Here is a 13,904-nt window from a genome sequence, read left to right as displayed (position 1 = left end):
GCTCCTGCGGGCGGCGCGCCCCGGGGGCCCTGCCTGTGGGCACCCCGCCACTCGTCGGGCGCCCGCGTAACCCTCGCCGCGCGGGCGCGGGCGCAGCCACCCAGCGTGGTCGACGCCCCCGCGCGTGCCGCCCCCGCGCCGTATGGGCCGGCGCGCCCGCACCCGCCCCGTGCGGGCTGGCGCCCGGCCCCTGCCGCCCACCTCCGTGTGGGCAATCGTCCCGCTGGGGCGGGACGGGTGGGCACACGGGACGGCGCCCCTTGCCGGGCCTAGGCTTCCGCGCCTGGACGGTGCGCCGAAGGTGCGGCGCCGTCGTGGGTTGGGCCCACCCGTTCCGCCCCTGCGGAACAGCTGCCCACAACCCGGGCGGCAGCCGGGATGGGCGGCCCGTAAGCCAGGTGGCGGGGAGGGTGGGGCCCGCAAATCAAACCGAGGCGGTGGGGGTGCGGCCCGCAAGCTGGGTGGCGGCCGGGATGGGCGGCCCGCAAGCCAGGCGGCGGGGAGGGCGCGGCCCGCCATGTGGACCGGGGTGAGGATGGGGCCCGCAATCCAAAGCCAGGCGGCGGGGGTGCCGCCCGGGAGCTGGGTGGTGGCCGGGATGGGTGTCTCACAAGCCAGAGGGTGTGGCCCGCATCCTGGGTGGCGGCCGAGAGGGGGCCCCTAACCCAGGTGGCGGGGAGGCGTGGCCCACAGCCCGGGTGAGGGTGCGGCCCGCAACCCAGGGGTCGGGGGCGCGGCCCGCAACCCAGGCCCAGGCGACGGAGCTGCCTGCCACCCGGGCGGGAGCGCGACCCGCACCCAGGGCCCGCAACCCAGGTGGCGGCAGCACGGCCCGCACCCAGGCGACGGAGCTGCCCGTCACCCGGGCGGGAGCGCGACCCGCACCCAGGCGACGGGGGCGCAGCCCGCAACCCAGGTGGCGGGAGCGCGGCCCGCACCCAGGCGACGGGGGCGCGGCCCGCAGCCCGGGGGCGTAGCTCGCAACGCCCGGGGCGTGGCCCGCAACGCCCGGGGCCCGGGGGTGTGGTCAGCAAGTCCGGGCGACGGGCGCGGCGCGGGAGCGCAGGGCGCCGGGGGAGGCGGGGTGGGTGGGGTTAGGCGGCTTGTTCGGGGGCGGGGGTGTGGGGGAGGCCGAGGTCGGTGAGGAGGGCGGTGGCGGCGCGGTGGGCGGAGGTGAGGGCGCCGTGGACGGTGCCGGCGGCCCGGTGGTCGCCGCAGACGTAGAGGCCGGCGAGGAGGCGCACGGAGCGCCGGGTGTCGTGCGGGGGCGGCATCGCGGGGACGGCGTCGGGGGTGTGGTGGAGGCCGAGGAGCTCCCACTCGTCGGTGGACGTGCCGTACAGCGTGGCGAGGTGTTTGCGGACGCGCCGTTCGGTGTCGTCGGGGGGTGTGCCGAGCACCGTGGAGGTGATGAGGGCCCGGCCGGCCGGCGCGCGGCTCGGGTCGACGGCGCTCATGACGGCGGTGTGGGCGACGGGCCCGCCGGGGTCGGATTCCAGGATGAGGGTCGGGTCCCCGGTGGGCGCCACGGGCGCCGTGTGGTGGAGGACCGTGACCGGGTGGAAGCCGGGCGTCCGAAGGCCGGGCAGCAGCGCCGCGGCCGACCGCGCGCCGGTCGCGAGGATCATCGAGCGGCACCCGAACACCCCGTGCTCCTCCGTCGTGACCCGGGAGACCGACGCCTCCGTGACCCGGACGCCGGTGCGGACGGTGCCCGGCGGCAGCGTGGCGGCGAGCCGCTGGGGGAGCGCCGCCGAGCCGCCCTGCGGCACGGAGAGCCGTCCCCGGGCGAAGGCGCGGAGCGCGAGGTCCGCCTGGCGGCTCGACGTGCCGAGGTCGGGGTCGGCGAGCAGCGCCGCGAGCAGGGGCCGCAGCACTCCCTGGACGGTCCGGGCGGGCAGCCTGGCCGTGAGGGCTTCGCGGGCGGTCCGCTCGGGACGGGCGAGCAGCCGTTGCGTCGGGGTCGCGGCGAGCCGGACGAGGGACGCGCCGAGCCGCGCCTGGTCGAGCGAGGCGGCCGGATGCCGGGGGGCGCTCGCGAGGGCGCGCGCCACACTGAACGCTCCCCCCACGCTCCGGGGGCCCCCGCCCCGGGCCCCGCTCCGGACCCCGCCCGGAGTCCTGCGGGGGTGCGGTGCGCCCCAGCGCGCGTACCGGCCGTCGGTGTGCACCAGCACCCCGGGGCCGTAGGGGCGCAGCACGAGGCCGTCGAGCCCCGGCACCGCCCGTAGTTCCTCGTACGACAGGGCGAGCGGTTGTCCCACCCGGTCGAGCAGGAAGCCGTCGACGGCGTCGGTCGCCAGTCGGCCTCCTATCTGCGCCTCCGCCTCCAGGACGGCGACGGAGAGCCCGGCGCCGGTCAGCCGGTGGGCTGCGGTGAGTCCCGCGATGCCGGCTCCCACGATCACGACGTCGACGGTCTCCACGACGTCCGTACGCTGTGCGGTCCTTGCGCTGTCTGCGCTGCTGAGCACGTGCCCCTCCCCAGGTCGGCGCGGCCGGTGGGAGGCCTATGCCCCCAACGGGCCTCCGGAATGCCCGAGTTCGCCGTTCCAGTCGAGCCTAGGCAGCGCTCCCACGGCTGCCAGCCGCGCGCACCGGGGTGCGTGCGGCACGGGGGAGCACAGGGATGCGGAGGCGCGCGTACGGAGGCCGCCGTGCAGAGGCCGCCGTGCGGTGGCGCGCGCTCGGACGTGGCTGCACGGACGCGGGCGTACGGAGGCCCCCGCGGGGAGTCGTCCGTACGGAGACGGCCGCGGGAGTCGTCCGTACGGAGACGGCCGCGGGGGCCGGGCGTACGGAGACGGCCGCGGGGAGCCGGAGGCGCGGAGGCGGGCCCGGAAGTCGGTTGTACCGGGCGGGCGTTGGGTCCCCGGTGTGCAGAGGAGGCGTGGGGTGTCCGTTGCGCCCACGCGGGTGGGGGCGGGCGCGGGTCAGTGGGCCGCCGCGCGGATCGCGTCGTCGATGGTCGGGAAGGCGAAGTCGAAGCCGGACTCCAACAGGCGGCCGGGGAGCACCCGCTGACTGCCCAGCACGTCCTGGGCGAAGTCGCCGAGCACGACCCTGAGGGCGGCGGCGGGCACGGTGCACAGGGTGGGTCGGTGGAGCACCCGGCCCATCGCCGCCGTGACCTCGCGGTTGGTGACGGGTTCGGGGGCGGTGAGGTTGACGGGGCCGGTGACGGACGGGGTGTCGACCAGGTGGCGGAGGGCGGCGACCTCGTCGTGGAGGGAGATGTACGACCAGTACTGGCGTCCGTCGCCCATCCGGCCGCCGAGGCCGGCGCGGAAGACCGGGAAGAGACGTCCCCACGCCCCGCCCTCGCGGGCCACGACGAGGCCCGTACGGGCGTAGGTGACGCGGATGCCGGCCTCTTCGGCGGGGGCGGCGGCGGCCTCCCACTCGACGCACACCGAGGGCAGGAAGCCGGTGCCGGCGGGTGCGCTCTCGTCGACGGCGCGGTCGCCGGTGTCGCCGTACCAGCCGAGCGCCGTGCCGCAGACGAGCGCTTCCGGCGGGTCGGCGAGCGAGGCGAGCGCCTGGGCGATCGCCGTCGTGCCGAGCACCCGGCTGTCCCGGATCTCCTTCTTGTACGCCTCGTTCCAGCGGCGTTCGCCGACCCCGGCGCCGGCCAGGTGGACGACGGCGTCGACGCCGACGAGCCCGGAGGCGTCGACGTACAGCCGCTTGGGGTCCCATTCGACCTCGTCGGCGGCCTCGGCCGGGTGGCGGACGAGCCGGAGGACGTCATGGCCGTCGGCGCGCAGGGAGCGGACGAGGGCGGAGCCGATGAGCCCGGAGGCGCCGGTGACGGCGACACGCTTGCGGATGGCGGAACGCTGCATGGGCACCATCCTGCCCTTCCTGACCCGGGCGTGACACAGTGGCCGTCATGATCGTGCCGGAGACGCTCATACGTACCGCGGGACCCGACGACGAGGACGCCCTCGGCGCGCTCGACCGGGCCGCCTGGTCGACCCTCCACGCCGTGCAGCCCGCCCCGGCGGAGCCGTACGAGCCCTTCTTCGACGACCGCCACGTGCCGGGGGACTATCTGGTCGCGGTGCTCGGTGGCGCGCTCGTCGGCTACGTCCGGGTGGTGCGGCCGACCCCGCTCGCCGCCAACGCCCACGTCCGCCAGATCCAGGGCCTGGCCGTCGCCGGGTCCGCCCGGGGGCGGGGGGTCGCCAGGGCGCTCCTGAGGGCCGCCATGGACCGGTCGCGGGAGGAAGGCGCGCGCCGGATCACGCTGCGGGTGCTCGGGCACAACGCGCCGGCCCGCGCGCTGTACGCCTCCGAGGGCTTCGCCGTCGAGGGCGTGCTGCCGGGGGAGTTCCTGCTCGACGGGGTGTACGTGGACGATGTCCTGATGGGCCGATCGCTACTCGGCTGAGTGGCGCAGCAACCGCATCCCACCGGTCAGTTCGCGCAGGCAGCGGACCGCGAGGGCGGCCGGGGAGCCCTCGCCGCGCACGGGCGCGCCGGCGCCGCCCCACTCTCCGGCCTCGGTCCCGTGTCCGGTGCCGCCCCACTCTCCGGCCTCGGCCCCGTGTCCGGTGCCGCCCCACTCTCCGGCCTCGGTCCCGTGTCCGGTGCCGCCCCACTCTCCGGCCTCGGCCCCGTGTCCGGTGCCGGTCCAGTCCCCCGCCTCCGCCCCGTGCCCGGCGCCGCCCCAGTCCCCGGCCTCGGTCCCGTCTCCGGCGTCCGGCTCCGTGCCGGTCTCGGCCCAGGTCTCCAGCGCGATCCGGATGGCGTCCGTGGCCGCGGCCGCCGCGAGCCGTACCTCCAGGGGGTCGGCGCCGGGTCCGGCGAGCGTGGCGACGACTTCGCGGAGCCGTTCCTCGGACTCCTGGTTGACCCGGTACCAGACGGCCCGGAGGGCGGGGTCCCGGGTGGCGGCGCGGAGCAGCCCGCGGGTCCAGCGCAGGCCCTCGGCGGAGGCCTCGTCCCGGGGGGTGAGCGACGCGGCGATCGAGGCTTCCAGGAGCTCGGGGAGGCCGGCTCCCGCCTCGGCACCGGCCTCGGCGAGCTCCTGGCGCCATCGGTCGGCGCCACCGGCGAGGAGCGGGGCCACGGCGTCCTGCTTGGAGCGGAAGTAGCGGTAGAAGGTGCGCAGGGCGACCCCGGCCCGTTGGGCGATGTCCTCGGCCGTGGTGCCGTCGGGGCCGCGTTCGGTGAAGAGCTCGGCGGCGGCGCGGGCGATGTCCAGCTGGGTGGCGGCCTTGCGGCGCTCCGTCAGCGACGGGGAGGGGGGCTTGGTGCTCACCGTACGAAGCGTACGCCCGCGGGCGCCTGAAGTGCGCAACGTGCAGGCGTGGCAAAACGTGTCATCTAGGCGTACGGTGTCAGCGTTCTATCGAATGCTTGACATCGAGAGGTTGCCGCCATGAACCACCTGACCCGTTACGAAGGACGCCGCGCCCTCATCACCGGCGGCGGCTCCGGCATCGGCCAGGCCACCGTCCTGCGCATGCTCGCGGAGGGCGGCCGCGTCGTCGCCGCCGACATCAGCGAGGACGGCCTGAAGGACACCGTCGCCAAGGCCGGCGACGCCGCCGACCGCCTCACCACCGTCGTCCTGAACGTCGCCGACGAGGTCTCCGTACGCGCCGGCGTCGCCGCCGCCGTCGAGGCGCTGGGCGGCCTGGACGTCCTGGTCAACGCGGCCGGCATCCTGCGCTCCTCGCACACCCACGAGACGAGCCTCGACTCCTTCGAGCAGGTGATCCGGATCAACCTGACCGGCACCTTCCTCGTGATCCGCGAGGCGATCCCCGCCCTCCTGGAGGGCGACGGCTCCGCCGTCGTGAACTTCTCCTCCACCTCCGCGATGTTCGCCCACCCCTACATGTCCGCCTACGCGGCCAGCAAGGGCGGCATCCAGTCCATGACCCACGCGCTCGCCGCCGAGTACGCCAAGCAGGGCATCCGCTTCACCGCCGTCCAGCCCGGCTCCATCTCCTCCGGCATGACCGACGGCAGCGGCGCCAGCAAGCAGTCCGCGGGTCCCGGCCTGCCCGAGGACACCGACTGGTCCCTCTTCGCGAAGCTCGCCCCCGCCCTCGGCCAGGGCTTCGCCGGCCCGGAGACCGTCGCCGGCGTCGTCGCGATGCTCGCCAGCGAGGACGGGAAGTTCATCACCGGCACCGAGGTCCGCGTCGACGGCGGCACCCACTTCTGAGCCCCGCTTCCCTTCCGAGCCTCGCTTCACTTCCGAGCCTCGCTCCGGATCCGAGCCCCGCTCCGGATCCGAGGCCGTTCCGGATCCGAGGCCGTTCCGGATCCGAGGCCGCTCCGGATCCGAAGTCGCTCCTCCGGACATCGGGCGGGCGGGGAGCCCGGGACCCCCTCCTCCGGTATCCCCGCTACACCGCCCCGAAGCGCTCCCACAGCCGGGGGAAGCGGGCCGCGAGCACGTCGTCGTCGTTCAGGTCGAGCGGCGAGCCCAGCGGCTCCCCGCCCGGCGCCTGGATCCCCAGGTCCGGGGTCTCGGCGCCGGTCAGCGCCTCGTACGCCTCGTCCGCCGCGAAGCCGATCTCCTCGCCGTCCCCGTCGATCTCCAGGTCGAAGTCGGTGAGCAGTTCCGCGAGCGCGTCCGGATCGTGCACGGCCCCCTCGTACACCTCCCGGCCCTGGCCGATCAGCCAGCACCGGAACGAGTCGAAGGTCTCGTCGCCCGCCCCGTCGAACAGCACGGCCGCCGCGCCCCACAGGTCCCAGAGGTACGCGCGGTTGAAGCGGGCCTCGAAATGGCGCGCGTAGTCGAGCACGGAGTCGGGGTCCAGCCGGGTCAGTCGTTCCACGAGCAGGTCGGCCTGCTCCTCGGGGTCGCCCTCGGCGTCCTCGCGGCTGGCGTCGATGATCTCCCAGAACGCGGTCTCGTCCATCACGGGACCAAGCATCCTGCCCCGGCGAGTGCGACGCACCCGGAAACCCCGAAACGAATCCGGACAGAAGATGTCGGGCTTTCCTGCCAGCCTGGGCACCATGACGACTGAGACCACACCCCTGCGCGGACGGATCTGCCTGGTCGCCGGGGCCACCCGGGGCGCCGGACGGGCCATCGCCGTCCAGCTCGGGGCCGCCGGAGCCACCGTGTACGTCACCGGGCGCACCACCCGCGACCACCTCAGCGAGGTCGGCCGGGCCACCGAGACCATCGAGGAGACCGCCGAACTGGTGACGGCCGCCGGCGGCGAGGGCGTCGCCGTCCCCACCGACCACCTCGAACCCGACCAGGTCCGCGCCCTGGTCGACCGGATCGACCGCGAGCGGGGTCGCCTCGACGTCCTCGTCAACGACGTGTGGGGCGGCGAGCACCTGCTCGCCTTCGGCCGCAAGACCTGGGAGAACGACCTCACGGGCGGCCTCCGCATGCTCGAACTCGGCGTGCGCACCCACGCCATCACCTCGCACACCGCGCTGCCGCTGCTCATCCGCCACCCCGGCGGGCTCGTCGTCGAGGTCACCGACGGCACCGCCGAGTACAACGGCACCCGCTTCCGCGAGAACCTCTTCTACGACCTCGCCAAGAACGCTCCCCTCCGCATGGCCTTCGGCCTCGGCAAGGAGCTGGCGGAGCACGGCGGCACGGCGGTGGCCCTCACCCCCGGCTGGCTGCGCTCCGAGCAGATGCTCGCGGCCTTCGGCGTCACCGAGGAGAACTGGCGCGACGCCGTCGGGAAGACCCCCGACTTCGCGATCTCCGAGTCCCCGGTCTACGTGGGCCGTGCCGTCGCCGCCCTCGCCGCCGACCCCGACCGGCACCGCTGGAACGGCGGATCGCTCTCCAGCGGGCAGCTCGCACGCGAGTACGGCTTCACCGACGCCGACGGCTCACGCCCGGACGCCTGGGGCTTCATCATCGCCGGCGAGACGGGCAAGCCGGACGTGGCCGACTACCGGTAGACCGGCAGACCGGCAGACCGGCAGAGCGGTAGACCGGCATACCGGCAGAGCGGTCGAGCCGGGGAGCGGTGGAGCGGCAGCCGGGGGCGCCGGCCCCGGCGGTCGTCAGGCGTACAGCGCGGCCAGGCCCCGCGCGGCCTCGCCGCACCGCTCGCGTAGGGATGCCGGGGCCAGGACCTCGGCTTCCGGGCCGAGCGTGAGCAGCTGGGAGAAGGCGACCTCCTCGCTCTCCACGGGGAGCGTCACGGTCACCCGGCCGTCCGCGTCCGGTGTCGCGGCCGCCAGCGCCTGCTCGGCGGCCGCGCGGTCCGTCACGTGCGGCAGCCTGCGGGCCCCCGAGGCGGAGAGCCGTACGACGACCTCGGCCCGGAGGAGGGAGCGGGCGAAGTCGGCGGAGCGCTCGGCCCAGAACGCCGCCAGATCGAAGTCCTCGTCACGGGCGAAGCGTTCCTCGGAGAGGGCGACGGCCGTGAAGCGGTCCATCCGGTACGTGCGGAAGGCCGTGCCGGAACGCGCGCAGACGTACCAGACGCCCGCCTTCAGGACGAGCCCGTACGGCTGGAGCTCCCGCTCGACCTCCTCGGCGTCCCCGCGCCGGTAGCGGGCCGAGATCCACCGGTCGTCCCAGACCGCCTCGGCGACCGGGGGCAGCAGCTCGGGGGTCTCCGGCTCCTGGTACCAGGCGGGCGCGTCCAGATGGAAACGCCGGTCCACCGCGTCGGGGGCGTCCCGCAGCGAGGGCAGCAGCGCCGCCGACACCTTGAGCCGGGCCGCCGAGGCCGCGTCCGCGAGGCCGAGATCCCGCAGCGCTCCCGGCAGCCCCGAAAGGAACAGCGCCTCCGCCTCGCCGCGGGCGAGCCCCGTCAGGCGCGTACGGTACCCGCCGACCAGGCGGTAGCCGCCGGCCCGCCCGCGGTCGGCGTACACCGGCACTCCGGCCTCGGACAGCGCCAGCGCGTCGCGGGTGATGGTGCGCTCCGACACCTCGAGTTCGGCGGCCAGTTCGGCCGCCGTCATGGACGGACGCGACTGGAGCAACAGGACCAACTTGATGAGGCGGGCGGCACGCATGACTCCATCATGCGTGCCGCCCGCCTCGTCGGGTGAGGGCCCTTACAGGCCGTAGCGCTCGCGCGCCTCCTTCACGGCCGTCGCGCGGACCGCGCCGCGGCGGGCCAGCTGCGCGAGGGCGGCGACGACGATCGACTGGGCGTCGACGCCGAAGTGGCGGCGGGCCGCGTCGCGGGTGTCCGAGAGGCCGAAGCCGTCGGCGCCCAGCGAGGACCAGTCCTGCTCGACCCACTGCGCGATCTGGTCGGGGACCTGGCGCATGTAGTCGGAGACCGCGAGGACCGGGGAGTCGATGCCCTCCAGGGCCTTGCGGATGTACGGCACCTGCTCCTCGCCGCGCAGGAGGGCCGCGTCGGCCTCCAGGGCGTCGCGCCGCAGCTCCGTCCAGGAGGTCGCGGACCACACGTCGGCGGCCACGCCCCACTCGGCGGCGAGCAGCTTCTGCGCCTCCAGGGCCCAGTGGATGGCCGTGCCGGAGGAGAGGAGCTGGATGCGCGAGGCGTTCGCGGGCACGTCGAGACCGGCGGACTCGGCCGTGTTGAAGCGGTAGAGGCCCTTGACGATGCCCTCGTCGATCCCGGCCGGCTTGGCCGGCTGCGGCATCGGCTCGTTGTAGACCGTCAGGTAGTAGAAGACGTTCTGGTCCTCGCCCTCGGCGGCCTCGCCGTACATCCGGCGCAGACCCTCCTTGACGATGGCGGCGACCTCGTAGGCGAACGCCGGGTCGTACGTCAGCGCCGCCGGGTTGGTGGCCGCGATCACCGGCGAGTGGCCGTCGGCGTGCTGGAGGCCCTCACCGGTCAGGGTGGTGCGGCCGGCGGTGGCGCCGACGAGGAAGCCGCGGCCGAGCTGGTCGCCGAGCTGCCACATCTGGTCGGCGGTCCGCTGCCAGCCGAACATCGAGTAGAAGATGTAGAAGGGGATCATCGCCTCACCGTGCGTGGAGTACGCGGTGGAGGCGGCGATGAAGTCGGCCATCGAGCCGGCCTCGGTGATGCCCTCGTTGAGGATCTGGCCGTTCGTGGCTTCCTTGTAGTACATCAGCTGGTCGCGGTCGACCGGCTCGTACGTCTGGCCCTTCGGCGAGTAGATGCCGAGCGACGGGAACAGCGACTCCATACCGAAGGTACGGGCCTCGTCCGGGACGATCGGGACCCAGCGCTTGCCGGTCTCCTTGTCGCGGACCAGGTCCTTGACGAGCCGGACGAACGCCATCGTCGTGGCCATCGACTGCGAGCCGGAGCCCTTGTCGAACGCGGCGAACGACTTGTCGGCCGGGGCCGGCAGCGGCGCGAGCGCGTGGGTACGGCGGGCCGGGGCCGGGCCGCCGAGGGCCGCGCGGCGCTCCTGGAGGTAGCGGACCTCGGGGGAGTCGACGCCGGGGTGGCCGTAGGGCACCTGGCCGTCGACGAACTGCGCGTCCGAGATCGGGAGTTCGAGGAGGTCCCGCATGTTCTTGAACTCGTCGGTGCTGAGCTTCTTCATCTGGTGGTTCGCGTTCTTCGACGCGAAGCCCTCACCGAGGGTGAAGCCCTTGACGGTCTGCGCGAGGATGACCGTCGGCGCGCCCTTGAACTCCACGGCGGCCTTGTACGCGGCGTACACCTTGCGGGGCTCGTGGCCGCCGCGGGAGAGGTGGAAGCACTCCAGGATCTTGTCGTCGCTCAGCAGCTGCGCCATCGCGACGAGCGCCGGGTCCTTGCCGAAGAAGTCCTGGCGGATGTAGGCGGCGTCGCGGGTCTGGTACGTCTGGACCTGCGCGTCCGGCACCTCGCGGAGGCGGCGGACCAGGGCGCCGGTGGTGTCGAGCGCGAACAGCTCGTCCCAGGCGTTGCCCCACAGCGACTTCACGACGTTCCAGCCGGCGCCGCGGAACTGGGCCTCCAGCTCCTGCACGATCTTGAAGTTGGCGCGGACCGGGCCGTCGAGGCGCTGCAGGTTGCAGTTGACGACGAAGGTCAGGTTGTCCAGGCCCTCGCGGGCGGCGAGCGCGAGCGCCGCCGTCGCCTCCGGCTCGTCCATCTCGCCGTCGCCGAGGAACGCCCACACGTGGGACGCGGAGACGTCCTTGATGGAACGGTTCGTCAGGTAGCGGTTGAAGCGCGCCTGGTAGATCGCGGAGAGCGGGCCGAGGCCCATGGAGACGGTGGGGAACTCCCACAGCCAGGGCAGCCGGCGCGGGTGCGGGTAGGACGGCAGGCCCTCGCCGCCGGACTCCTGGCGGAACTTGTCGAGGTGCGCCTCGGTGAGGCGGCCGTCGAGGAAGGCGCGGGCGTAGATGCCGGGGGAGGCGTGGCCCTGGATGAAGAGCTGGTCGCCGGAACCGTCGGCTTCCTTGCCCTTGAAGAAGTGGTTGAAGCCGGTCTCGTAGAGCCAGGCCGCCGAGGCGAAGGTGGCGATGTGGCCGCCGACGCCGTACTTGGAACCGCGGGTGACCATCGCGGCCGCGTTCCAGCGGTTCCACGCGGTGATCTTCCGCTCCATCTCCTCGTCGCCGCCGAAGTCGCCGACCGAGGGCTCCGCGGAGGTGGGGATGGTGTTGACGTAGTCGGTCTCCAGCAGCTTGGGCAGGGCGAGGCCCGCGCCCTCGGCGTGCTGGAGGGTGCGGCGCATCAGGTAGGCGGCCCGGTGAGGGCCGGCGGCCTTGGTGACGGCGTCCAGGGAGGCCGCCCACTCGGCGGTCTCCTCGGTGTCACGGTCCGGGAGCTGGTCGAGCTCACTCGGAATCTTGCCTACGGGATCGGTCATGATCGCCGCCTTCCGGACAGATGGGGGTGGAGATAAGGGGGCCGTGTCTGGCAGGACAGGGCGAAGGGCCGGGTGACGGCCCGCCGAAGACTGTAAACCGGCGATCGATGATCGATCAAAGGGTTGAAGGAGAAAACCCCTTCAGATCGAGAAAGTCGGCACAGGGTGCCAGCAAAAAGGGCACCCGGTGCCTGGTTTTCACCCCGTTTTCGCAGGTGGGACCCGCTGTCTGAGGGAGTGCGCGCACGAATGAGCGGGCCCACCGGACGGTGGACCCGCTCACTGTGCGTCACGCCGTGGGTCAGGCCCGCGGGGCGCAGCCGAGCACATGGGCCTTCACGAGGGCCCCGATGTTCGGGTCGCCCCGCCGGAAGGCCTCCACGAGCTCCTGGTGCTCCTCCGCGTACGACTTCTGGACCGTGCCGAGCCAGCGGATCGACAGGGCCGTGAAGACCTCGATGCCGAGGGTCTCCCAGGTGTGCAGCAGGACGCCGTTCCCGGCCGCCTTCACCAGCTCACGGTGGAAGGCCACCGTGTGCCGCACCTGCGCCGTGCCGTCGGAGGTCGCGTCCGCCTCGTACAGCGCCGCCACGTGCGGCTCCAGGGCCGAGCAGTCGCTCGCGAGCCGGGTCGCGGCCAGCTCGGCCGCGATCTGCTCCAGGCCGGCCCGCACGGGGTAGCTCTCCTCCAGGTCCGCGGCGGTGAGGTTGCGGACCCGTACGCCCTTGTTGGGCGCCGACTCGATCAGCCGCAGCGACTCCAGCTCGCGCAGCGCCTCGCGGACCGGGGTCTGACTGACCTCCAGCTCGGTCGCGATCCGGCGCTCCACGATCCGCTCTCCCGGCTTCCAGCGGCCGCTGACGATCCCCTCCACGATGTGCTCGCGGATCTGTTCGCGCAGCGAGTGGACGACGGGGACGGTCATGAAGGCTCCTCGGGGAGTGTTGACCCTTAGACAATACGGCGGCGCCCCCGTCCGGAAACACTTCCGGGCGGGGGCGCCGCAGGTGAGGCTCGTTACGTTGCGCCTCGGGGAGGGCCTGCGACCGCGGCTCAGAGGCCGAGGTCGACCTCGAACTCGCCGGCCTCCAGGATCGCCTTGACGGCCGTCAGGTAGCGGGCGGCGTCCGCGCCGTCCACCAGACGGTGGTCGTAGGACAGCGCGACGTACGTCATGTCGCGGATCGCGATCGTCTCACCCAGGTCCGGGTGGTTGATGACGACCGGACGGCGCACGGTGGCGCCGATGCCCAGGATGGCGACCTGGTTCGGGGGCACGATGATCGTGTCGAAGAGCGCGCCGCGCGAACCGGTGTTGGAGATGGTGAAGGTCGCACCGGCGAGGTCGTCCGGCGTGATCTTGCTGGCGCGCACGGCGCCGGCCAGCTCCGCGGTCTTCTTCGAGATGCCGGCGATGTTGAGGTCGCCCGCACCCTTGATGACCGGGGTCATCAGACCCTTCTCGGAGTCCACCGCGATACCGATGTTCTCGGTGTCGAAGTAGGTGATCGTGCCCTCGTCCTCGTTGATCCGGGCGTTGATGACCGGGAAGGCCTTCAGCGCCTGGGCCGCCGCCTTCACGAAGAACGGCATCGGGGACAGCTTGACGCCCTCACGGGCGGCGAACGCGTCCTTGGCGCGGGCGCGCAGCCTCATCAGCTTGGTGATGTCGACCTCGACGACCGAGGTCAGCTGGGCCTGGCCGTGCAGCGCCTTCATCATGTTGTCGCCGATGACCTTGCGCATGCGGGTCATCTTGACGGTCTGACCGCGCAGCGGGGAGACCTCGAGGGCCGAGGCCTTCGGCGCGGCGGCCGGAGCGGCGGCTGCGACGGGGGCCGGAGCGGCCTTCTTGGCCTCGGCGGCCGCGAGGACGTCCTGCTTGCGGATGCGACCGCCGACGCCCGAGCCCTTGACGGCCGCCAGGTCGACACCGTTCTCGGTGGCGAGCTTGCGGACCAGCGGGGTCACGTACGCGCCGTCCTCGGCCGGAGCCGGGGCGGGGGTCGCCGGGACCGGGGTCAAGACGGCCGGAGCGATCGACGGGGCCGCGGCGACCGGGGCCGGGGCGGCGACCGGGGCGGCGGGCGCGACCGGCCCGCGTGCCACCGGACACACCGTCACCGCCGAACTGCCCCCGGGCAGCACGGGCGTCGCCGTCCTCGCCGCACCCCGCA

10 protein-coding genes and 1 pseudogene are annotated in these 13,904 nt (G+C 73.9%); 3 read left to right on the top strand and 8 right to left on the bottom strand.

Annotated elements, in window-relative coordinates; all coding sequences use genetic code 11:
• Positions 1-1,094: 1,094 nt before the first annotated feature.
• Both MRBLMG1_RS33575 and MRBLMG1_RS33570 read right to left on the bottom strand, forming a co-directional pair.
• Positions 1,095-2,474, bottom strand: coding sequence for an NAD(P)/FAD-dependent oxidoreductase (locus tag MRBLMG1_RS33575; protein ID WP_367827917.1), 1,380 nt, complete (start codon positions 2,472-2,474; stop codon positions 1,095-1,097).
• A gap of 459 nt (positions 2,475-2,933) precedes the next feature.
• Positions 2,934-3,854 carry a TIGR01777 family oxidoreductase gene (locus tag MRBLMG1_RS33570; RefSeq protein WP_367827916.1) on the bottom strand — a complete coding sequence of 307 codons (921 nt, stop codon included), beginning with the start codon at positions 3,852-3,854 and terminating at the stop codon, positions 2,934-2,936.
• A gap of 38 nt (positions 3,855-3,892) precedes the next feature.
• Here MRBLMG1_RS33570 and MRBLMG1_RS33565 point away from each other — a divergent pair, with 38 nt between their 5' ends.
• Positions 3,893-4,393, top strand: coding sequence for a GNAT family N-acetyltransferase (locus tag MRBLMG1_RS33565; RefSeq protein ID WP_367827915.1), 501 nt, complete (start codon positions 3,893-3,895; stop codon positions 4,391-4,393).
• Positions 4,394-4,687: 294 nt separating this feature from the next.
• Here the strand turns inward: MRBLMG1_RS33565 and MRBLMG1_RS33560 are convergent.
• Positions 4,688-5,266: pseudogene (locus MRBLMG1_RS33560) on the bottom strand (TetR/AcrR family transcriptional regulator); the annotation flags it as partial.
• Between the two features lie 120 nt (positions 5,267-5,386).
• On the opposite strand from MRBLMG1_RS33560, the gene MRBLMG1_RS33555 reads away from it, so the two are divergent.
• Positions 5,387-6,181, top strand: coding sequence for an SDR family NAD(P)-dependent oxidoreductase (locus MRBLMG1_RS33555; RefSeq protein WP_367827914.1), 795 nt, complete (start codon positions 5,387-5,389; stop codon positions 6,179-6,181).
• A 184-nt stretch (positions 6,182-6,365) separates the two neighbouring features.
• Here MRBLMG1_RS33555 and MRBLMG1_RS33550 read toward each other — a convergent pair whose 3' ends face one another.
• The gene (locus MRBLMG1_RS33550) at positions 6,366-6,887 is read right to left on the bottom strand and encodes a DUF4240 domain-containing protein (protein WP_367827918.1); all 522 of its coding nucleotides are present in this window, start codon (positions 6,885-6,887) and stop codon (positions 6,366-6,368) included.
• A 100-nt stretch (positions 6,888-6,987) separates the two neighbouring features.
• On the opposite strand from MRBLMG1_RS33550, the gene MRBLMG1_RS33545 reads away from it, so the two are divergent.
• Positions 6,988-7,908 carry an SDR family oxidoreductase gene (locus MRBLMG1_RS33545; RefSeq protein WP_367827913.1) on the top strand — a complete coding sequence of 307 codons (921 nt, stop codon included), beginning with the start codon at positions 6,988-6,990 and terminating at the stop codon, positions 7,906-7,908.
• A 105-nt stretch (positions 7,909-8,013) separates the two neighbouring features.
• Here MRBLMG1_RS33545 and MRBLMG1_RS33540 read toward each other — a convergent pair whose 3' ends face one another.
• The 4 genes from MRBLMG1_RS33540 to sucB all read right to left on the bottom strand — a co-directional run.
• Positions 8,014-8,979, bottom strand: coding sequence for a helix-turn-helix transcriptional regulator (locus MRBLMG1_RS33540; protein WP_367827912.1), 966 nt, complete (start codon positions 8,977-8,979; stop codon positions 8,014-8,016).
• A 42-nt stretch (positions 8,980-9,021) separates the two neighbouring features.
• The gene (aceE, locus tag MRBLMG1_RS33535; RefSeq protein WP_367827911.1) at positions 9,022-11,727 is read right to left on the bottom strand and encodes a pyruvate dehydrogenase (acetyl-transferring), homodimeric type; all 2,706 of its coding nucleotides are present in this window, start codon (positions 11,725-11,727) and stop codon (positions 9,022-9,024) included.
• A 301-nt stretch (positions 11,728-12,028) separates the two neighbouring features.
• Entirely contained in the window at positions 12,029-12,652 is a 624-nt protein-coding gene (locus tag MRBLMG1_RS33530) for a GntR family transcriptional regulator (protein ID WP_367827910.1), read from the bottom strand.
• A gap of 128 nt (positions 12,653-12,780) precedes the next feature.
• Positions 12,781-13,904, bottom strand: a 1,124-nt coding sequence (gene sucB / locus MRBLMG1_RS33525; RefSeq protein WP_414721698.1) for a 2-oxoglutarate dehydrogenase, E2 component, dihydrolipoamide succinyltransferase, incomplete at its 5' end; no start/stop codon positions are given.

Source organism: Streptomyces sp. LMG1-1-1.1, from assembly GCF_040815545.1.
GTDB lineage: Bacteria > Actinomycetota > Actinomycetes > Streptomycetales > Streptomycetaceae > Streptomyces.
Note: the sequence above shows the minus strand (reverse complement) of the source record. Positions and strands in the feature narration are given on the sequence as shown.